The sequence below is a fragment of the Methanosarcina sp. MSH10X1 genome (assembly GCF_004099695.1).
Lineage (GTDB): Archaea > Halobacteriota > Methanosarcinia > Methanosarcinales > Methanosarcinaceae > Methanosarcina.
Window position 1 is genome coordinate 77053 of the sequence record NZ_SCHL01000004.1, and the last position, 21607, is coordinate 98659.

12 protein-coding genes, 1 tRNA gene and 1 pseudogene are annotated in these 21607 nt (G+C 42.6%); 3 read left to right on the forward strand and 11 right to left on the reverse strand.

All coding sequences use genetic code 11. The annotated features are described in order from the left end of the window. Nucleotides 1-59 precede the first annotated feature (59 nt). The 10 genes and pseudogenes from EQO05_RS04860 to EQO05_RS04905 form a co-directional block, all read right to left on the reverse strand. Complete coding sequence (locus EQO05_RS04860) at nt 60-1319, reverse strand: YncE family protein (protein WP_128504326.1); 1260 nt, start codon at nt 1317-1319, stop codon at nt 60-62. Nucleotides 1320-1772: 453 nt separating this feature from the next. Beyond that, on the reverse strand, nt 1773-4640 hold the full coding sequence (locus EQO05_RS04865) for a DEAD/DEAH box helicase (protein ID WP_128504328.1): 2868 nt from the start codon (nt 4638-4640) through the stop codon (nt 1773-1775). 673 nt (nt 4641-5313) lie between these two features. Further along, on the reverse strand, nt 5314-6837 hold the full coding sequence (locus EQO05_RS04870; protein ID WP_128504330.1) for a PAS domain-containing sensor histidine kinase: 1524 nt from the start codon (nt 6835-6837) through the stop codon (nt 5314-5316). 390 nt (nt 6838-7227) lie between these two features. Next, nucleotides 7228-8781 (reverse strand): lysine--tRNA ligase, encoded by a 1554-nt coding sequence (gene lysS, locus EQO05_RS04875; protein ID WP_128504332.1) that lies wholly within the window; start codon nt 8779-8781, stop codon nt 7228-7230. A 759-nt stretch (nt 8782-9540) separates the two neighbouring features. Then, the gene (locus EQO05_RS04880) at nt 9541-10407 is read right to left on the reverse strand and encodes a metallophosphoesterase (protein WP_128504334.1); all 867 of its coding nucleotides are present in this window, start codon (nt 10405-10407) and stop codon (nt 9541-9543) included. A gap of 395 nt (nt 10408-10802) precedes the next feature. After that, on the reverse strand, nt 10803-11729 hold the full coding sequence (locus tag EQO05_RS04885; RefSeq protein WP_128504336.1) for a S16 family serine protease: 927 nt from the start codon (nt 11727-11729) through the stop codon (nt 10803-10805). 203 nt (nt 11730-11932) lie between these two features. Further along, nucleotides 11933-12352 carry a CU044_2847 family protein gene (locus tag EQO05_RS04890; protein ID WP_128504338.1) on the reverse strand — a complete coding sequence of 140 codons (420 nt, stop codon included), beginning with the start codon at nt 12350-12352 and terminating at the stop codon, nt 11933-11935. A 128-nt stretch (nt 12353-12480) separates the two neighbouring features. Continuing rightward, nucleotides 12481-13902, reverse strand: a complete 1422-nt coding sequence (cysS, locus tag EQO05_RS04895) for a cysteine--tRNA ligase (RefSeq protein WP_128504340.1) — start codon at nt 13900-13902, stop codon at nt 12481-12483. A gap of 285 nt (nt 13903-14187) precedes the next feature. Then, nucleotides 14188-15942, reverse strand: a complete 1755-nt coding sequence (gene polX, locus EQO05_RS04900; protein WP_128504342.1) for a DNA polymerase/3'-5' exonuclease PolX — start codon at nt 15940-15942, stop codon at nt 14188-14190. Nucleotides 15943-16016: 74 nt separating this feature from the next. Beyond that, nucleotides 16017-17630, reverse strand: a pseudogene (locus tag EQO05_RS04905) (ATP-dependent DNA ligase); the annotation flags it as partial. 350 nt (nt 17631-17980) lie between these two features. On the opposite strand from EQO05_RS04905, the gene EQO05_RS04910 reads away from it, so the two are divergent. Further along, a tRNA-Gly gene (locus tag EQO05_RS04910) sits at nt 17981-18052 on the forward strand. A 341-nt stretch (nt 18053-18393) separates the two neighbouring features. Here EQO05_RS04910 and EQO05_RS04915 read toward each other — a convergent pair. Next, nucleotides 18394-18804, reverse strand: coding sequence for a PaaI family thioesterase (locus tag EQO05_RS04915; protein ID WP_128504344.1), 411 nt, complete (start codon nt 18802-18804; stop codon nt 18394-18396). Between the two features lie 261 nt (nt 18805-19065). On the opposite strand from EQO05_RS04915, the gene EQO05_RS04920 reads away from it, so the two are divergent. Together EQO05_RS04920 and EQO05_RS04925 are read left to right on the forward strand one after the other, a co-directional pair. Continuing rightward, nucleotides 19066-19746: a dienelactone hydrolase family protein gene (locus EQO05_RS04920; protein ID WP_128504346.1), complete on the forward strand. Its 681-nt coding sequence runs from the start codon at nt 19066-19068 to the stop codon at nt 19744-19746. Between the two features lie 262 nt (nt 19747-20008). Next, nucleotides 20009-21184 carry a hypothetical protein gene (locus EQO05_RS04925; protein WP_128504348.1) on the forward strand — a complete coding sequence of 392 codons (1176 nt, stop codon included), beginning with the start codon at nt 20009-20011 and terminating at the stop codon, nt 21182-21184. Nucleotides 21185-21607: the final 423 nt, after the last annotated feature.

Here is a 21607-nt window from a genome sequence, read left to right on the forward strand (position 1 = left end):
TTAATATAAACTAAAACTGCGGACGCAAAAAAGGTCTGTAGTGGGCGAAAAGAGGAGAACTATTTCTTTTTAAATCTCTCCCCTAATTTCTCTCTTATAACGGGCGATATGAGGTCTGATAATACCCCATAAAAAACACTGCTAACTATTCCAAGAACAAATCCCTGAACACCGTTAATTAATTCATTAATGCTAATATAGGTTCTATGGATTAATCCAATAACACTATCGAGATATTCACGGATAGGGCTATACTTTGGGACCTGTGGGGGAGAACCTATAAACTGCCCCAGGGCAGAAGGCATATCTCCTACAGGCACAGTATCTATGATACTGTTTGTTTTTGTATCAATTATGGAGACAGTGCTACTGTTACTGTTTGCTACATATAACTTTGTTCCATCTTTATTGACTGAGACCCCACAAGGGCATTTATCTACAGTCACATTGGCTATGATACTGTTTGTTGCCGTGTCAATTACAGAAACCGTGCCACTGGGAGTATCAGAAATCCCTTTGATAGTTCTTTTATGATTCGCAACATATACTCTTGATCCATCAGGACTAACTGCAACTCCGAAGGGAGATAAGTCCAGGCTTTCCGTGGCAGTACCTGTATTGATTACTGTGACATTATTCATAGCTGTATCAATCATAGAGATTTTACCGCTATTAATGTGCGTTACGTATACTGTTTTTCCATCCGGTGCAATTGCAACTCCATAAGGATTCGGTCCTACTGACACAGGTTTTAAAACAGTGCGGGTTGCAGTATCAATTACTGACACGGTACCGCTGCCCAGGTTAGCAACATACACTCTTGTTCCGTTTTTGTTGACAGCCACTCCTATAGGGTTGGTTTCTACACCCAGATGGTATTTGGCTTCGTTTGTGGCTGTATCAATTATAGATATGCTGTCGCTGTGATAATTTGCCACGTATACAGTTTTTCCATCTTTGGTGACTGCAATCCCTATAGGGTTATCGCCAACCTGCACTTTGCCTGTGATCCTGTTGGTTGCTGTGTCAATTACAGAGACAGTATCGAGGTTACTATTCGTCACATATACCTTCGTTCCATCAGGTGAGATTGCAACTCCCTCCGGATCGTCCCCGATATCCAGGCTGTATTCAACTTTGTTCGTGGTTGTGTTAATTATAGATAAGTTGTCACTTCTTCCGTTTGGTATATATGCATACTCAGTATAGGAATCTACAGGTGTAGTAGATGTTAACTCATTATATGAAAAAAGAAGTAAGAGTGAGAGAAAGGTTATAGAAGCTAAAAGAAGTAAGTATGCTTTTACCCTCCTTTTCATTTACCTTCAACCCGTTAAATTATAAAACACGGCTCACTGGATTTTCCAGGAGTTATTAGCAGGATTCATATGTCTGAGGTTCAACATCGTACAATAAAACCCGGATTTAAGTACATTTTGAACAGCTAATGTCAAATTTTATTTTTTTTCTGTTCAATTGCCTAATCCAGATAACCATGTTTATAACAGTGGAATATATACATATAGATATATAAAGCTGAAAGAAATAGCTCTTCTGATTGTACAAGATTTGATTACATCTTCTTTTGAACTCATTCATATTCTAAAAGCAGTAATTAAAACCTCTACAGAATCTGAGAGTATTTGTTCCGAAGATTTTTAGATAATTTTTTGACAATTCTCTTTCAATCCTGACCAGAGTAAGCAAACTCTTAGTTTAAGAAAACTCTACAAGAATATTGATTTTTCAAATAGAATGCCCAAAATGTAAACTCATTCCCAGAACTTCTTCGTCTTCACATAATTCCTTTCCGCAACCAGAATATCCCTGTAAAACGCCTCTTCGTCCACCCTCATCTTCTCAATCACCCTTGATGCTGTTTCAGGACCTATTCCCCGGCTGGCAAGTGCAATAACCGCTTTCTTCCCCTGGGAGCGGACTATGCTTGCGTTTCTGTAGACGCGCTGTATCCGCTTCTTTTCTTCGGGGGTGACTTTGACGTTTTTTGCCTGCTTTTTGACGAGGTTGATTTCCTCTTCTTCCCAGGGTTTGAGGGCTGCAATCATCCGGGATTCGCAAACCGGGCAGACAATCTCTTCAGGGACGCTTTTGACCTGACGGCGGGAAGTCCATTTCTTGCAGTTCGTACATAATAGAATGATCCGGTCGTTCATAATGCGTTCCTTGAGGGCGAGGACGATTGAGCGGTCGGCTTTCTCCGGGGCGACAAGGTCTTTTTTCATGGCAAAGCCGGCTGAACCGATCGGAGTCGGAGGGGAGACTTCGACTGAGATTTCGCCGGCTGCAAGTTTTGTAAGGACTTCTTTTGCCCTGGGGACGTCCAGGAGGTCGTGGAAGATTTCCCGGATTACCTCATCATACATAGAAGAGCCCTGGTAGATCTCAAGGAGTTTTTTCATGCTGATCCGGTCGTAGTCGATGTCCCGTGAGAGGGCTCCGAATTTCCGGGCGACATGGACCATTTTCCACTTCATGAGGGTTGTGTTTTTCAGGGTCATTTCTATGATCGGCTCGACGTGTTCGGGGCGGAGGGAGAGCAGCATGTCCCGGATCTGGACAGGGCCTACCCGCCGGGGAAGAGTTAACCTTATCCTGTAGGGGTCGACTTCCTGGGCTACACTGCTGCCGAAACGGGCTGAAAGGAGTGAGGTAAGGACTCGCGCAAGGGTGCCGTTTGTATTATGGCCGAAGCAGGCGTTCAGGGTTACAGCATCGCCTTCGTCTTCGATCACGATTGTGTCTGCGTCAGGCAGGGGGAAACCTCCTTCGATATGATCGCGCACCAGGCGGATCACTTCAAACACGGCATTCTTTGCCACGGGATATTTTGCCTGGAGCTTTTCGGCAATAGCTTCGTCGCCAGGTTCGGTGCGGATAAAGGCTGCAATTTCCGCCCTGAGCTTTCCTACGTCCTGGGCTACCTCAAAAGGTACAGGGATCTCTTCACCGGTCCAGCTCGGTACTTCGCCCATGCCTTCCACAGGCTCGACTTTTATCCTGTCCCTCCCCTGCTCGCGGTCAGGCATCTCAACGACCCGCCACATGTAACCCTTCGTTATGAAAACGGCACCAGGTTCCGCAAAGTTCACGACAAAAGCTTCGTCCAGCACACCGACCGATTTTCCGCTCACAATGTCGTAGATTTCATATTTTTTCTCGTCCGGGATCATGGAAAGGTTCTCGTAATAGTATTCCCAGCTTTTCCTGCGCCTCTTGAGTACGCTTGAACCCTTCTCATACCAGACCAGCCTATAATCCCCTATCTGGTCCACGACCCTCTGTAATTCTTCAACTTGCAGATCCCGGAATGGATAGGTTCGCCTGAGAATTTTGAGAATCTTATCGATTCCGACCTCCCCGAAATCCATAACCATGCCTGCAAGCTGGTTTGCTACGACATCAAGGGATTTTACGTGCGGGGATACCTCTTCAACCCTGCCTTCCAGTGCAGCTTTTGTAATTGCCATACTTTCTGCAGTATCATCCGTTTCCATTGAAATGATAGTACCCCGTGAGATCGCATGCAACTTATGCCCTGCTCTTCCTACCCGCTGGAGCAGCCTTGAGACCTGGCGCGGAGATCCGTACTGAACCACCCGGTCAACATTTCCTATATCTATACCCAATTCCATTGACGAGGTGCAGATCAGCCCTCTCAGAGCTCCGGACTTGAAAGCTTCCTCAGCTTCAACACGGGCTTCAAATGAGAGCGAACCATGATGCACCCCTATGGATGCTCCAAGCTTCCTGAAGCCGGCAGCGAGAGCCTCGGCACTCTGCCGCGTATTTACAAAAACCAGGCTGGACTGGCTATCTTCGACAATTTTCCTGATGCAGAGCAGGTGAGAGGCAAACTCGGGCTCACAGCCCACCTTATTCGCAATTTCCAGGACCTCTTTTTCCCGCAGCTTTCCCCCTTCTGAAATCTGAGGATTGACCACGTCAAACTCAAGCAATTTAAGCAGGGCTACTTCAATTACAGTGAAGTCCCTCCCGTTACCTGCCAGGAATTTTGCAATTTCCCAGGGGTTCCCGACTGTTGCAGAAAGCCCGATTCTCTGGAATTCCCCGGAAATTTCCACAAGCCTTTCAAGCCCTACAGCGAGCTGGGCTCCTCGTTTCGAACCTGCAAGCTCATGGATTTCATCTACCACAACATGGGTCACGGTTTCGAGGTTTTGCCGCAGGCGGGAGCCGGTAAACATTGCCTGTAGAGTTTCAGGGGTCGTGATCAGCACATCAGGAGGGTTTCTCGACTGGCGCTGCCTTTCACTTTGCGGAGTGTCCCCGTGCCGGACCTGGACTTTGATATCGAGCAATTTCCCGAGAATCTCAATTCGGGAAAGCATGTCCCTGTTAAGAGCCCTCAGGGGAGTTATGTAAAGGGCAGAGATTCCCCTTCTGGCTTCGGATTTCTTTTTCAGGATGCTGTTAAAAACAGGCAGCACGGCTGACTCCGTCTTGCCTGAGCCTGTAGGAGCAATTAAAAAGGTGTGCTTTCCGTCCATTATATGGGGAAAAGCCCTTTCCTGGGGTTCTGTGGGTTTCGTAAAACCAAGGGTTTTAAGGGCTTCCTGAATCTTGGGATGGAAGGAATTGAAGCTGTTGTGAAATGTCATATTTTTTGCAATCGGTTTTTGGTTAGTAATCGTTTTTTGTTTAAGATGTACAATTGTTGTGTTAGTAGCACCGGTATAAATATTTCTATGCAAGCGTGAGAATAAAGCGAATGAGACAAATCGAAAAAACAAGGAGAAGAGTGTAAGAAAAATGTAAAAATTAGTATGGGTATTAAAATATATAAATTAATCCATATTAAAATAAAGAGTAAAGATATGGAAATTTAAAACTTGAAAGAAGTCAAAGGTAGAGGTTACAACGTTTCTCTTGAAAGTACGTCGTATATATAAATTTTGAATACAAAATACATTTAGATAATTTATTAGAGTTCCCAAAAAATACATTTTATATTTGATAAGACGACAGATTGTATTTGATGAAAGGACAGATTGTGTTTAATAAGAAGACAGATTGTGTTTAATAAGAAGACAGATTGTATTTGATAAGAGACAGATTGTATTTCATATGAGGGCAGGTTAAAGTTTTAAAAATGCCAAATTTGTTAAAAAAGCGTATAATCTTCTTTAGGGATAGTTATAGAAACCTCCGCTTATTTCACTAAACAGAGATTCCAAATAGAGATTGTTATCCAATCAATAAACAGTGCACTATTTACCGCCAGGGCTGGGAAAGGCCTTCCTGTAACTATGCCGCATTAAAATCCGGAATTATTCATCCTGAAAAGTTAGCCGGTAACCCGATTTTGGTAGCACTGCCCTTAAATGCATTATCCGGTTTTTCCATTTCATTCGGACCGTTTATGGGCAGCTCAAATATGAAAGATGAACCTTTTCCCTGAACACTTGTAAACCATACTCTGCCCTTATGCATATCAACAAACTTTTTTACCAGAGCAAGCCCAAGGCCAGTACCTCCGTACTGCCGGTTCATGCCCGAATCAATCTGTTTGAAAGGCTCAAAGAGGTATTTCTGGTCTTCAGAAGATATACCTATTCCCGTATCTGTGACCGAAAATATAACTCTGTTTCCGCTCTTTTTACAGTAGACAGAGACTTTGCCTCTTTCCGGGGTAAACTTAACAGCATTGCTTACGAGGTTATAGAGGATCTGGATAAGGCGGCTTCTATCTACCTGAATGTATCCAAGATCCGGATCGATCTTAAATTCCATTTCAAGGTTTTTAGCCTGAGCAAGGGGCGAGATAGTGGATTTCACCTCATCGAAAACCAGGCCAATAGAAAATTCACTGAGGTTAAGCTCCATCTTTCCGGCTTCTACTTTTGAGAGGTCAAGAATATCGTTTATAAGTTCAAGGAGATGCTTTCCGCTGACAGAGATGTTATTAACATATCTCAGCTGTTTTCCATTGAGGTCCCCAAAAATTTTTTCAAGCAGGATATCCGAAAAACCAATGATGGAGTTAAGAGGCGTCCTCAGCTCATGACTCATATTGGCAAGGAATTCACTTTTTGCCCGGCTGGCGCTCTCTGCAGCAAACTTTGCCTGAAGCAGTTTCTTTTCAGTTCTTTTACTCTCGGACAGGTCAATGAAACATTCAACAAAATATTCTTTATCATCTATTGTTACCGGAACCACACTTTTAAGGATCGGGATGATTTCCTTTTGAGCATTGATTATTGTTTTTTCTGAATTATCCACACTCAGTCCAAGATCACTGATAGGACATTTTCCGACCTGTGCAGGACAGATAAACTGGTGACATATATTTCCGACAATCTCTTCTTTTGATCTCCCGATCGTTTTAATTGCAACGGGATTTACATCAATTATTTTGTGGCTCGAGGCTTCAAGCAACAATACCCCGCAAAGGCTTTTTTTCAGTAAAGCACTCAATATCTCTCTTTCTTTTCGCACCAGACGTTCTGATTCTTTACGTGAAGTTATGTCCCGGGCGATTAGCAGGATAGTTTTTCCTCGGTCACCCATGGCTAAGGAATTAACCTCTACGTCGAGGATAGTATTGTCTGACCTTTTGATCTTCGTCTCAAAAAACGCCGATCTGTTCTCCAGAGTTACGTTCAATTCATTCTGGAAGCCGGGAAGAGACTCTTCGGTAAATAAAGAGAGAAGGGAGATGTTTTCAAGATTAGCCTTATCATATCCGAGAAGTTTACAGCCTTTAGGGTTAACTTCCAGAATACGCTCCTCCTTTATTATGAAAATCGCATCATTGGACTGCTCAAATAGAGCCCTGTATATTTCATCTTCAGCCATTAGATTGCCCTCGGCCAGTTTACTCAAAAACGATATCTTCTCATTTTTATTTCAGGTTCATCATATAGAGGCACTTTTCCGGGATTGAAAGAGTTTAATTATGAGCATCATTGTATAAAACTTTATACTGTATAACTCATTATTACTTTTTATTATAAAAATTTATTGTTGAAGATAAGACCTGGTGAAAAAATGAAATAAAGAGAATTTGCAGGATAATAAGGTAAATAACGATATAAAAAGATGGAGGGCCGAATCAAGTTCTATGCTGCCCGAGGGAGATGCTTCAGGCTTCTCCGGAATAAAAAAGAAGGGGGTTTTCCCCCGGTTGGCCCGTCCGCTAAGCAGGGCAAATTCGGACCTGCAAAATAAAATTAAGTTTGAAATAAGTCAGTCTTCCCTTTTCATCTGCGGGAAGAGAATTACTTCTTTTATGGATTCCAGACCCGCAAGAAGCATGGTGAGGCGGTCAATTCCGAGTCCCATGCCGCCTGTTGGGGGCAAGCCGTATCCGAGAGCGTTTATGAAATCGTAATCAACGGTCTGGGCTTCAAGGTCTCCGAGCTTTCGTTTCTTATCCTGTTCCTCGAACCTCTTTTCCTGCTCAAGCGGGTCATTTAATTCGGAATAGCCATTTGCCAGTTCCCAACCGTTCAGGAAGAGCTCGAATCTCTCGACAAAACCTTCTTTTGACCTGTGGTTTTTAGCAAGCGGAGAATTTTCCACAGGGAAATCGTATATGAAAGTCGGGTTAATCAGTTTGTCCTCCACCAGGCCTTCAAAGAGCAGGGCAAGGAATTCCCCGTAAGTCTTTGCCTTTTCATAATCTTCGATCCTGTTTTCGATTGCGATTTGCCTCAATTCCTCAAGCGAGTGTGCAAAAACGTCGAGCCCGGCGTACTCTTTTAAGGCATCTTCCATGGAAATTCTCTTCCAGGGGGAACGAAGATTGATAGTATTTTCTCCCATTTTGACCTCATAGCCGCCAGTCAGCTTGAACACGAGTTCCGAGATCAGGCATTCGGTTAAGTCCATCATATCATTGTAATCCCTGTAAGCTTCATAGACCTCGATCATAGTAAACTCGGGATTATGGGTTGTGTCAATGTCTTCGTTCCTGAAATTCTTGCAAATCTCAAAGACTTTCTCATACCCTCCGACAACAAGCCTCTTAAGGTAGAGTTCCGGGGCTATCCTGAGGAAGAGGTTTTGCCCCAGGCAGTTATGGAAAGTCATAAAAGGCCTTGCGTTTGCGCCTCCGTATACGGTCTGGAGCACCGGGGTTTCGAATTCCAGAAACTCCCTTTCCGTAAGGTACCGCCTGATCTCGGAGATGAGCTTGCTCCTCATGACAAAAATCTCTCGCTTCTCGGCGTTGACTATAAGGTCAAGATACCTTTTCCGGTACCTTGTTTCAATGTCTTTTAAGCCGTGGAACTTTTCCGGAAGGGCGCAGAGGGATTTTGAAAGCAGGGAGAATTCGGACACACTGATAGAGTTTTCACCCCTTTTCGTCCTGAAAAGTTCACCCTTAATGCCTATAATATCTCCCGAGTCGACCAGGTTTTTAAAAGTCTCGAAAGCGTCATCAGGAAGATCTCCTTTCCTTAAAGTAACCTGAATTCGGCCTCCCTGGTCCCCAAGATCGGCAAATATCATTTTTCCGAGCCTGCGAATATTATAAAGCCTTCCTGCGGTTTTTACAGTTAAACCCTCATTCTGTTCAAAGTCATCAAACTTTTTCAGAATTTCACAGATATCCCCATTCTTTTCGAACCTATATGGGTATGGGTTAAGTCCCTGGCTTTTGATACCGTTTAATTTTGCAATTTTTGAATCATCAAAAACCCTGCTTTTTAATAAGTTATCATCAGACAGAGTATCATTGCTGTCGGATGGAGGAATTTTATCCGACAGTTCCGTGTTATTAAGTTCTATGCTCATCGAATCAGTACATCCTTTTCAGGTGAATGCGAATAGATAAATTTGTGATCAACCGGCAAATCAGTGATCAATCAGGAGATCAATCAGTAAATCGTTAATTTCATTGGTGCCGATAAATAATCAATAAACAATCAACCAGGCATCAGTAAACGATCAATTAGTGACCAGCCAGCGATAAATCAATGAGTAAGTAAACTGGCATAAATGAATCAATAATCAATGAGTCAGCCAGGGCACCCACAAAAGAAAGTAATCTTCCGGAGGCTGTAAGTTACGTATTGCCCTGGCAGCTGAAAGCCAGAGGCTGACTTATCAGGAGTAATGACTGTTTATTACCCCTGTTCCTGGAATTTATTTTTTTCCATAGACCCACGCATCTTATATAAATATTGAGAAAAAGGGTTGCATCTAATAAAATTAGCCTGCAGCCGGGAAGAAAATGGTCTTACAGGTTATCGTAAAAATATTCTTTTTCTAATTCATAAACTTGGGATTAACTCATTACAGGATTCACAGTGTATTAACCACATGACTTTGATTACTTCCTCAAGATCCAGTAGAAGGCTAAGGTCTTTATTAATCTGGCTAAGTTCCTATATATTGTTGCCCAGCAGATAATTTAGAAATTACTTAAAGGCTTGTATCAAGTATGAAACATCAATTTCATAAAAAATGCAGATATGGTAGAAAAAACTTTACTGTAAAAAACCTCAAAAAATCGAAATTCTCCGCTGACATTCGATGAATTTATCAGTCAGCTCATACAGGTTTTTTAGAGTTCTTAGAATTCTTAGAGTTCCTGCCCCGAGTTCCTGCTCGAACTCCTGTATGCTGCAGTTTCCGGATATTCCTTAGTAGCCCCAGTCTTGTCCCGTCAAGCAAATATACCTGGGACGCCTCAAGCTCAATCCCACCTGAGGAAAAAGCCGGGCCAAGGAGATCTCCCTGAGCAGATTCGTTAAAAGGCACACCTCCACATAATTCATTAAAAGCCGGCATTATGAAGAGTTCAGGATCGCCCCACTGTGCGGGATCTTCGAAATCAAGATTTCCGAAACGGTCCTTCAGGATATCCGGATTGAACCTTGTCCTTATCCAGGCAGGCTCAACTATTGAGTAGCCGAGAGCATCCGTAAAACGGACGGCAGGATGGTTATGGGCCACAATGATATGTGAGGCAGCCAGCAGTTCAGGTGCAGGCCAGGTATGTCCATGAAAATAACCTACTCCATCGAGGACAGCCCCGCGTGTGGAATGTACCATGATATTCTTTTGCCTGTTAAAAAGGAACTCAATTCCTCCGTCATGGTTTCCGGGAATGAGATCAACATGTGTATGCCCTGCAAGTGTCTCAAGGAAGCGGGGAATTTCGTCTTTCTCCTGCCAGGAGACCTGAGGAACGTTGTGTTTTATGTCCCCCAGAAGTATTACTCTGTCAGGGGAGTTTGCCTGGATATAGCCCAGAATCCTATCCAGCCGGCTTTCCATCTGACTGGGCAAATTAATACCGCTCCTGTACAGGTCCCACTCTATCCCGAGGTGGATATCGGCAACTACCAGTGAAGTTTCGGTATTGGTCACAACGAGAGCAGGCTCTTCAATAATAGGTGTTATTTCGGGTGGCATAATCGATAAAAAGATTGTTTTTCAGAACTTTAAATTGCACATCAGACAGCAGCCTGAGACAGGCTCAATCTCAACACGTATAGATATAGAGTTTACGCTATATAAATAAAATAGAGGATATAAAAATGGAAATAGTAATAGAGGTCGAGTCTGGTTGAATAGACTTAAAGCATAAGGGTGGTATTAGTATTCAGTTTCTTTCATATCTGGAACTCCAGGCCATAACAACTCACTTAATACAAAAGATTTCAATTCATGTAAAAACAAAAAATATTATTAATCAGAAATGAAGTGAGGCAATAAAAAGAATATTTTTTAATCAGAAATTAGTTCCGGGAAGGAAAAAATAATCCCCGGAAAACCAATCAGGTTACAGTAAAAATTAAGACCCGATTTTACCTCTGATATCTCAGTACATCATCAATCGTATCCACGTATTCGATATCGATTCCCACCTCTTCCTCTATGTATTCCTCGGCATCTACGATTTCCGGTTCCCTCTCAGTAATAATAAACCCGCCGAAGTTTCTTTCTACCAGCTTATACGTAACAAGTTCACTGTTTTCTCTGGGAACCAGGAAGAGGGTTTTGCCCCCTGCTTTTGCAGCCTCGGCTTTTTCAACAACCCCACCAATCTCTCCGATACTACCTTCACTATCAATAGTACCTGTAAGAGTAATGCTATCATTCAATCTGGTGCTATTATCGACTGCGGAGATTGTAAGAAGGGCCATGAGGGCGCCTGCACTGGGACCATCGACCCCGCCTGGAACGTCTTCTTCAGCAGTTACACTAAAAATAACATCACTGCTTGACAGCGGATTTCCGGTCTCACTTTCGGCTACGAAAACCGCAGTATTTGCCGCGTCCTGGAAACCCACCCCCGTTAACGGGACTGTTTGAACGAGTACACGGCCTTTTCCAGGTCTGATCTCAACCGAGATCTCAAGCAAAGCTCCTTCCTCAGAGATGTTTTCCCTGATGAAGGGGCCTGACCTCTCCAGTTCAACTTTCTGGAAGACTGCAGGTCCCTGAAGGGTAGCAAAGCCCTCAATTCCTGCAGGACACGTTTGAGAACTGCTCTCAAGCTCAAAAATTCTTTCACGATAATACTCTAACTGAGAAGCGTAAGATTGAAGCGACTTATTATTCTGTTCTACCTGTCCCTTGAGGTTTTCGTTTTCCGTTTCAAGGGAATCTATGCGAGCCTGCATCTCCTTGACCTGCTCCTCTCCAAGGGAGGGCTGCTCCTCAAACAGGACAAAGTAAGCATTTGCAAAAAGTGAAACGACCAATAAAAAAGCAAGAAGTTTGGAACTCATGCCACCTACCACTTTTAACTGTTTTAGATCATATTATTTCTTCCTTCCGGAACCATGAAAAAGAACTACAAGAGCCATTATAAGGTAGACCTGCAGGATTTAACTGCAGACCCAATAAGTGAGTATATTGTCAGAAGGTCCTCCATCCGAACTCATGTATTTACATTAAAAAGGTTGTATAATTCTAGAACAGGGCTTCAGCCTTATTCTTCAGGGATTTCCTTTTCGGTCTTATCTCCTTTATCCTTCCATCTTAGCATTACTTTCAGATTATTCTCCTTTTCCGATTTGGTTATAACTGCTCTCCCATTCATAGTCAGAAGCAGGTTAAAAGTTAGCTCCACCTGAGATGGCCTGAACTCAGCAGGAGTTTCTTCCAGATTGTCCACAACTTTTTTAGAGATTTCTTTAATCATAAGCATCGCGTTATCAATCGATTCTGTAGATTTCTCTTCCAGAGCTCCCGGAGATACGAGCTTCAATGCTTTTACTGTACCTGGAGCATGCCCCAGTTCGGCTAAAATACCTCCAGCTTTTAAGGCATCCCTGCCGGAGTTATCAATAATCTTTTCATCAACAGTAACTTTGTCCAGAAATTGCCCCCCTATAGGCGATAAGGGCACGCATCAAAGAAAAAAGGAACGTGGCCCTGAGTAAGAATAGATTAACGTGAATAAAGTAGTATATGTTTGGATAAATAATTATTGACGTTTTAAGGACCTCAGTTAAAGAAGCTTATACAAGGGCTGTATCAACTTTCTTCAGCTTCCTTTAAATTCGGTCCTTCTTTCGTATCCTGCACGATATATCCCAGGGATTTTATTTTTTCCCGGATTGTATCCGAAACTGCCCAATCTCTCTTTTTCCTGGCGGCCTCACGTTCTTTAACCAATTTCATGACATCTTCGGGGATTTTCTTTTTTCCGGATTCGGCGAAAAGTCCCAGAGCATCCGAAAACTGCCTGTATAGGGAATGAAATTCTTCAAGAACCTGTCGGTTTTTCCCGGAGTCAAGATATTTATTGGCTGTACGTGAAAGTTCCCTGAAAACCGTTATGGCTTTTGGGGTATTGAAATCATCCTCAAGAGCTTCCCTGAACTGGGTCTCAAATTCAGGAAGGGCTCTAAGGACCTTATCGTCTTCGGGAAAAGCTCTATCTTCTGCACTTTCCAGGGCAAACTCAAGGTTCTCGAGTGTTTCTTTGAGCTTCATATAATTATTTTTAGCATTTTCTGCGAAGTCATCGGAATAGTCCAGTTTTTTACGATAGTGGACTGAAAGAAACATAAAACGGACGACCTCCCCACCGTACTTTTCTACGATCTCGGGCAGTGTGAAGATGTTTCCTTTGGACTTGCTCATCTTTTCCCCTTCAACTATCAGGTGTTCCCCGTGAATCCAGTCACATGCAAAAGGCTTTCCGGTTGCCCCTTCCGACTGCGCGATTTCATTCTCGTGATGGGGAAAGATGAGGTCAACTCCTCCCAGATGCATATCCAGCGTGGGCCCGAAGCTGTTCATAGCCATTACTGAGCATTCGATATGCCAGCCAGGACGGATTTTTCCCCACGGGCTTTCATAATAAATTCCCCTTTCAATTTCTTCAGGGGTTGAAGCTTTCAGGAGAGCGAAATCGCGGGGATTGTCTTTATCATACTCGTCCACGTCTACCGACGCGCCAACTATTATTTTGTCGAAATTAAGCTTTGAAAGCTTGCCGTAATCCGGGAATGCGGAGATTCGATAGTAGACCGACCCGCCCTTTTCGTAAGCCAGTCCCTTGTCTATCAATTTTTTTGCAAGCTCAATCATACTGCCAACATTTTCCGTGGCTCTCGGATACGCTGAAGCCCTTTTTATGTTCAGCATATCAAGACCCTTGAAGAATTCTGCCGTGTATTTATCCGTAAAATCTTTAAGTGACATTCCGGCTGCTTTTGAATCTCTGATGGTTTTGTCATCTATGTCGGTAATGTTCATTACAAGTTTTACTCTATATCCAAGGTACTCAAGAGTTCTCACAATGTTATCCGCCATCAGGAAAGTGCGATAATTGCCTATATGCGGCATACCGTAAACTGTAGGTCCGCAGGCGTAAATTGAGACTTCGCCTTCCTTTAAGGGTTTGAAAACCTCTTTCTTTCTCGTAAGGGTATTGTAAACCTGGAGCATCCGGAACACCTCTGGAGATTTAAGTACCTGAAATAATTACTAAAAATAAGACTAAGCTTATTTAATTTATTCGAACTCAATTTAAGAGTCATTCAAATCTATCTGTTCTTATCTAATTGGTCACAGATGCTTTATTTCTTTTGCCGCAAGCCTTTTACAAAAAGGCTTGAGCGAAAACTTTTTCAAAAAAAGTTTTATCAAAAACGCATGCTTTATCGAAAACGTCGCTATCGGCGTGATCGACCGGCGCAACGGTCGCAGTTCAACTGTTTCGGTTCAATCCGATCATGTTTTGGGTTTTGTGAAAATTTCTTTAAGCCTGGAGCAGGGATAGGTGTTCACAACGTCTTCTTTTTCGAGCCAGCCGCGCCGCGCCTGCCCGAGCCCGTAACGCATGAAGGAAAGGCCGGTGGTGGAATGGCTGTCGGTGGAGATGCAGAATTTAAGGTCAAAGGTCTTTGCTCGCAGGATGAGCTCGTCGTTGAGGTCAAGCCTTGAGGGCTGGCTGTTAATCTCAATAACTTTTCCGTTTGCAGCCGCAGCTTCAAAAACTTTCTCAAAATTAACGGCATAGGGTTCTCTTCTTCCGAGCAGCCTGCCCGAAGGATGTCCAAGAATATCAAGATACCTGTGTTCCAGAGCCGTGACAATCCTTTCGGTCATTTTTCTTTCAGGGGATGCAAAACCGGAATGTATAGACCCGACGACAACATCGAGTTCCCTGAGAATTTCGTCAGGATAGTCCAGGCTTCCGTCTTTCAGGATATCAACCTCGGAACCTTTAAGAATTTTTATCCTGAAACGTTTCGAGAGTTTGTCAATTTCTTCCCATTGGGCTTTTAGTTTTTCGATTTCCAGGCCATTGGCAACCTTCTGGGAACGCGAATGGTCGGTTACTGCGATATACTCATAACCAAGAGCCTCTGCTCTTCCTATCATGGTTTTAAGGCTGTCTTTTCCCTCACTGTAGGTTGTGTGCATATGGAGATCTCCCCTGAGATCCCCGGGCTCTATCAGCCTGGGCAGAGTATTTCTTGCAGCGGCTTTAATTTCTCCCCTGCTTTCCCGAAGTTCGGGAGGAATGTAGATAAGCCCAAGTCTATCATAAATCTCTTCTTCGCTATTGCCTGCTATCTGTTCTCCTGATTCCTTTAAATACAGCCCGTATTCCGAGAGTTTGTAACCGTTTTTAATGGCAATATTCCTGAGCTCTATATTGTGTTCCTTTGAGCCCGTGAAATACTGAAGAGCTGCCCCGTAGCTCTCAGGCGGGACTACTCTCAAGTCAATAGCAGTTCCTTCTCTCAGAATTACGCTGCTTTTTGTGCTGCCTTTTAAGATAACCTGATCAACGTCCGGAAGAGAGACAAAACAATTCATTACCTCTGGAGCCTCTTCTTTTTCGGCTTCTGCCAGGATGTCGATGTCCCCGATAGTTTCTTTCAACCTGCGAAGTGAGCCTGTGTAGATTATCTTCGAGAGATCGATTTTAGGGTTTGTGTCCTGACATAAGGCTTTTAAAGCGGATATAACCTCCTCTGCAAGTGGAAGCGCCTTCCCCAGAGCTATCCGGGCGTGACTTTTCTCATACTGCTCAATTGCTCTTGCCAGATTTTCTTCGCTTTTTTCTCCAAAGCCCTCAAGCCTTTTGAGTCTGTGGGCAGTAACTGCGTCTTTAAGGTCAGAGAGGGTTTTTATTCCAAGGGCATCGGTAAGTTTTTTCATTTTCTTTGCCCCAAGCCCCCGGATCTCAAGCAGTTCCGCAGCGCCCAAAGGGGCTTTTTCTTTAAGGTTTTCAAACTTCTCTACTTTGCCTGTTTCCAGATACTCGGCAATATGATCGGCAATGGACTCTCCAATACCCGGAATTTCGGTCAGTCCGGTTTTCCCTTTTCTGGCATAGATCGCTTCTATGTCCTCTCCGAGATTTTCTATCATCTGGGCTGCTTTCCGATAAGCCCGGGGTTTCCATTCAACCTGCTGGTATTCAAGAATATCGGCAGCCTCATAAAATAACTCGGCAACTTCGCGATTTTTCAATTACTCCCCCCGCCCTTTACATTTACTCTTTCCTGTATTTTCTGCATCCCTTCCTTCCCTTTCTGCGTAAATCCTTATACATCTTCGCCTTCCTTCAAGTTCCTGATCTCTTTAACTGTATTGACATCAAAGGGACCTTTGTCGTATCTTATGCGCAAAAAGCGAGGAAAGCGCAGAGCAAGCCCTGTATTTCCTTCCTCCTGTCCGGCGGTATGACCAGGGCTTTCCGTAATTTCCATACCAAGGACTTCAATAACAACAGCAGGCTCTACGAAAATATCCGGGAGCATTCTACTCTTTACAAACACGTTCTTCGGGATTTCAGTGAGAATATGTCCTGAGAGCAGGCTGTTGATTTCCTTTGCATTCTCTTCTGTAAATCCTGTACCTACTTTCGTAAAGGTTTCAAAACGCTGTTCTTCTTCGTTAAAAATTGCGCAGAGGAGGGCTCCAAATGAACCTTTTCTTTTTCCTCTCCCGTAATACATTCCTACAATTACAAGGTCAAAAGTCTCCCGCATCCCCTCGGCATATTCTTCTTTCCATTTGAGCCAGAACCAGCTCCTTTTTCCGGCTTCGTAGACCGAATTACTGCTCATGGATTTGATTATAACTCCTTCAAGCCTTTTTTCCAGAGTCTCGTTAAAAAAATCCTCGATCTCTTCAAGATTATCCGTAACAATTCTTCTAGCCAGGCGAAGAGCTTTTGATTCATTTACATGGTCTTCGAGAAAAGCCCTTCTTTTCGGATACGGTTCTTTCAGAAGGGAATTTCCTTCAAGATACAGGATATCGAAAAAGAACACGGCAACAGGGCAGATTTCAGTGTATTTTTGAACCTCATATTTTCTGCGCCTCTGCATCAGTCTCTGAAACGAATAAAATTCTCCGGTAGAATCATCGGCTTTCCTGCCTTCAAGGTATGCAATGATTTCTCCGTCAAGTACGGCTTTCTCCGCGCTGATGCCTTTCCTGACCGCCTCCACAAGATCAGGATACTGGGCAGTTATATCTTCAAGCCTTCGAGAGAAGGCTTTGATCTCGTCTCCGTCTTTATGAATCTGTACCCTTTCCCCATCATATTTTTCTTCGGCTGCTTTTCTTCCGGGAATTCTCTTCTCAAGCTCTTCGAAAGTTCCCACGCGCTGGGCAAGCATTGACCTGACAGGGCGCCCAGGCTTTATGGAAAAGCGTCCAATAGCTCCAGGACCGTATTCTTCAAGGGATTCTGCAAGCTCTCCAATATCAGTGCAGAGACTATAACTTTCCTTGATCTTTGCGGCGTACTTTTTATCCCCTGTAAAAGCAATAGAAAATGCCTCAAGCAAAAACTGGTCCCCAAATCCCAGCCTGAGCTTCCCGAGCACAATCCTGACTATATATTTTCCTTCTTCAGGACTGGCTCGCTGCAGAATACCGGAAAGCAGTCTGATTTTTTCTTCTATGCTTCCTTTTCCTGAAGCTGCTTTTATCTCTCTGAGCTTTTCGAATACTTCATCAATTGTCAGCAATTTTCCTTCTCCCCTGTTTAACTCGAAAGCTACATCGCCAAGGTCCCCTATCGTTGAGTATCTTTTTTTAACTTCTTCTTCGGAAATCTCATATGCCCCTGCAATAGCTTTTAAAGCAAGCTTATCCCCTACTCCCAGTGTCGTACTCTCAAAAGCAGGCCCTATGCTCCCGAGGAAAAGGTATGCACTGTCCTTTACTTCCTTTCCTTCAAGTTCCTAGAAAAAGTTGGCAATTTTCCTGACAATTTCCTTATGAGATGTTATCTTTTCAAGTTCATCAAAAAGCTCTGCAAGCTCTATAAACCGAGCCATTGCCCTCTCTCCGAAAAAAACGCTTTGAAATTTTTCTCTATTCTATTATTCCCTTCTAAGGTCTTTATCGCTTTGCACCCTCAAATTTCAGAAATAGAGTTTTTTTTCTCTTCTTGAAATAAAACAGCCATCTCTGCCGTTCTTCCTCATTACCGAAACCTTTAATATCTAAAAGATTCATGAGAAGAATACACAGCACTTCTTTACATCCTTATGCGACTGTGGTTTAGTGGCTATGACCTGAGCTTCCCAAGCTTAGAACCCGGGTTCGAATCCCGGCAGTCGCATTGAAAATCTCTTACTCTTTTCAATTAACTCTTTTTTAACCTCAAGCCAATTTTAAACTGGATTTTGTTTTAGATTTAATTCTATTTTATGATTTAATTCTATTTTGTGATTTAATTCTATTTTATGATTTAATTCTATTTTATAATAGTATACTTTTATATATCCCATGCCTGGCTATGCAAAAATTTTAAAAAGTTTTGAGAGAAAGTCTTCTGGAAACTCACTCTTCGGTTGATTTTCTATCTAAACATCCAACTGTATCTTTTATTTTATAGCTGCTACTCCGCATCTCACTCAGCATCTATATTTTCAGATTTGCTGATAACTCATTCTACTGAATTTATGTGTGAGCCAGTTCGTCAAGTGAAATCTTTTTCCTGTAGCCCATGCCCTGAAATATTGCAACGAGGTCTCCCTCATCATCGGTTATTTTCACAGTATATGTCGAGATTTTGGGGTTAATCGATGTTTCTTTTGCTTCGGCTACAAGAGTTTTCCCTGTTGCGGCTTTTACGAAAGAGATATTTGCATTGATGGCAACAACAACAGTGCCGTATGCATTTGATGCTGCGGCAAAAGTCAAATCCGCAAGCGTAAATAATGCACCTCCCTGAACGGTTTTCAGAGCATTGAAATGTTTTTCTTCTATATTCATGACAGCTTTTGCATACCCGGGCGAGACTTCCTGAATTTCTATTCCTGTCATTGCAGCGAATTTGTCGTTCTTGAAAAACTCTTTAATATTTTCCATGTGATAACTCCGATTATTGTCAGTAAAGTCGTGCTCTATTCTTCGTATTTTTAATTAAAGTTATGTTTTTCTTTTATCTGTAAATATATTCTTTAATTTTTTTAGCGCCAGAAGAGGTGCTGTTATTGCCCTGTAAGTTCTGCTGTTAAGGTCTTAAAACCGCAATAGGAGGTTTAAGGCTTCATTATGGTTTTTCATATATTACTAAATAATTTAGCGTGCCCGTAAGAGCCTAATAAGCAGGAGTTTTAGACTATATTTATGCAAGGCACAAAGAAAAGTGAAACAGGGGAAGAACCGCTGGAAGTTGCTATTCTCGATCTAAAAAGAGAGCCTGGAGATTCGTTTGAACTGGTTAGAATAGATACCAGTCGTGGCAGAATAGATTGCCATTATTACAGGGCAGAACAGGCAGATAAAGGAGTAATTATGGTAGGGGGAATTGGAGGGGGTTTTGATACTCCTGCCGAGAACCTGTATCCTCGTTTATGTGTCGATTTAAAAAAAGCCGGGATAAGTTCACTAAGGGTAAGCTTCAGGTATCCTACGGATCTGACCGAAGCTATAGTAGATGTGCTTGTAGGCCTTGGGTTTTTAAAAGCCGAGAATATCAGGGTCTTTGGCCTTATAGGGCATTCTTTTGGGGGTGCGGTTGTCGTTCAGGCTGCATTTAACGACATGGGTATAAAAACCGTAGTTACTCTCGCCACCCAGAGCCATGGCATCAGTCCGATCTCTCTCCTTCCTGCGAGCACGTCAGTATTTTTAATTCACGGTGAAGCGGACGAAACCTTACCTCCCAGCAGTTCGGTATATGCGTATAATCTGGCACATGAACCTAAAAAGATCAAAATCTACAAAAATGCGGGTCACGGCTTGAAAGAAGTATCAGATGAGGTTTACGCAGAAGTAAGAAACTGGATTATGGACAATTTAAAATAAGCATTAAATATAATTTTTCACCACAGTTTTTAAAGTGATGTTATTTAGTATGTGTTATCTCATGTATAATAAATATTTGACAGATCTTAACTTTTAAAATGCCCCCTAATTCTCAAAACCGGACTAGCCTCTATAATTGATAGAGATTAATTATTTATAAGCGGATTCTTTATTATTAATATAATTATATTAAATTATTTTTAAGTTTATGAGAAGACGCATATAGTCGACCCAGCGGTCGAACTCGTAACGGGGGTAAAGAATGAAATTGAAGCTGGTAATCTCTCTTTTAGCGCTATGCCTGGCACTGTCTATGGCATCCGTGCAGGCACAGGGTAATGCGATCGCAGATATGGACGAAATAGATGTAATCATGGCCGGAAATATTACTGAAACCATTACATGCAATATAACCGGAAACGCGGTTATGATCGAAGAAACGAATAATATGACCGGTAATATGACTGACAACATGACCGGTAACATGACCAATGGCATGGATAACATGACCGAAGATGCGGATAACATGTCCAACGGTATGGATAACATGACCGAAGGTATGGATAATATGACCGGTAATATGACCGAAGGTATGGATAATATGACCGGTAATATGACCGAAGGTATGGATAATATGACCGGTAACATGACCGAAGGCATGGAACTTGATGTGACTGGACGGATGATCCTGATCAGGGATATGGCCAATATGACTGAAAAAGCAGTTATGGTCGGAAGAATGGATGGTATGTCTGGAAGTGTGGTCATCTTCGGAAGGACAGAAAACATAACTGGCATGGAAAACATGACTGATAACATGACCGGAAATATGACCGGAAACATGACTGGAAACATGACTGATAACATGACCGGTGACATGACTGAAGGTATGGACAAGATGACTGTGGTCCTGATAGGAGATATGAGTGGAACCATCACGCTCAACCCGACCGAAGACATGGGCAACATGACTGATAACATGGACAACATGACTGTACGCATGGCTGGAAATATGACCGGAAGTGTTACAGGTGATATGACCAGACAGATAGTTATGATTAAAAACGTTGGTGGCATCAATGAGATGTCCGAAATAATGGGTAATATGACCGGAATGGTTGGGGATACAGGTGACCAACCCGCGGAGTGTAATCTTACCGGAAAGATGGTTATAATTAGTAATGTAGATTACATGGTCGGAACTGTAGATAAAATAGAAAAAGGTCTGACTGACCTGACCACAATGGATGGAGATAAGACTATGATCGGAGATATTACTGACATCTCCGAGATGGACGAAGGTACAGATGAAGACATGTATAACATAACCGGAAAGCTGGCTGTAATCAGGAGCATGGATGACACGATTTCAATCGTGACCAAAAACGTTACCTGTGATGTAAATCAAACTGCGACTGAAGTGGAAAGCATGACCTGAGATCAGGAACGTGATTTAAAGAATTCCGTAGTCATTGATTGGTAAAGACGTCAGTGCAGTAAAGTATGGATTTAGAAATATGTAATCGGCTGTCTTGATTTCACAGTTCGGTTTAAAAGTGGAGGCTGCAAGCTTATAGATGGTTTACAGTTCTCTACTTTTTCTAACTATTTCTGGCAACTGTATTTTTATCTACCTGTTCTTTAAATGTCTAAATCAGCTGTAAAGTGTTCTGATTCTCTTTTTACTAAATATTTGGGCCAGCGAGTTCCCAATCGAATCTAATAATTCTTAAATAATAAAGCTCTGAGAAATCACAGGGCAAAATCAGAACCATTTTTTAATAACGTAATAAAATTATGTTAAGTATACACTCTCAAGAAGCCTCCCAATTGTGAAAATAAAACTAGTTACTGTAGTTAA

Bases quoted from the DNA above. Each gene is read 5' to 3' on its own strand.
- EQO05_RS04870 (WP_128504330.1), bottom strand. From the start codon at position 6,837: ATGGCTGAAGATGAAATATACAGGGCTCTATTTGAGCAGTCCAATGAT.
- EQO05_RS04925 (WP_128504348.1), top strand. From the start codon at position 20,009: ATGAAATTGAAGCTGGTAATCTCTCTTTTAGCGCTATGCCTGGCACTG.
- EQO05_RS04865 (WP_128504328.1), bottom strand. From the start codon at position 4,640: ATGACATTTCACAACAGCTTCAATTCCTTCCATCCCAAGATTCAGGAA.
- EQO05_RS04880 (WP_128504334.1), bottom strand. From the start codon at position 10,407: ATGCCACCCGAAATAACACCTATTATTGAAGAGCCTGCTCTCGTTGTG.
- EQO05_RS04860 (WP_128504326.1), bottom strand. From the start codon at position 1,319: ATGAAAAGGAGGGTAAAAGCATACTTACTTCTTTTAGCTTCTATAACC.
- EQO05_RS04915 (WP_128504344.1), bottom strand. From the start codon at position 18,804: ATGGAAAATATTAAAGAGTTTTTCAAGAACGACAAATTCGCTGCAATG.
- cysS (WP_128504340.1), bottom strand. From the start codon at position 13,902: ATGCTCCAGGTTTACAATACCCTTACGAGAAAGAAAGAGGTTTTCAAA.
- lysS (WP_128504332.1), bottom strand. From the start codon at position 8,781: ATGAGCATAGAACTTAATAACACGGAACTGTCGGATAAAATTCCTCCA.
- EQO05_RS04885 (WP_128504336.1), bottom strand. From the start codon at position 11,729: ATGAGTTCCAAACTTCTTGCTTTTTTATTGGTCGTTTCACTTTTTGCA.
- EQO05_RS04920 (WP_128504346.1), top strand. From the start codon at position 19,066: ATGCAAGGCACAAAGAAAAGTGAAACAGGGGAAGAACCGCTGGAAGTT.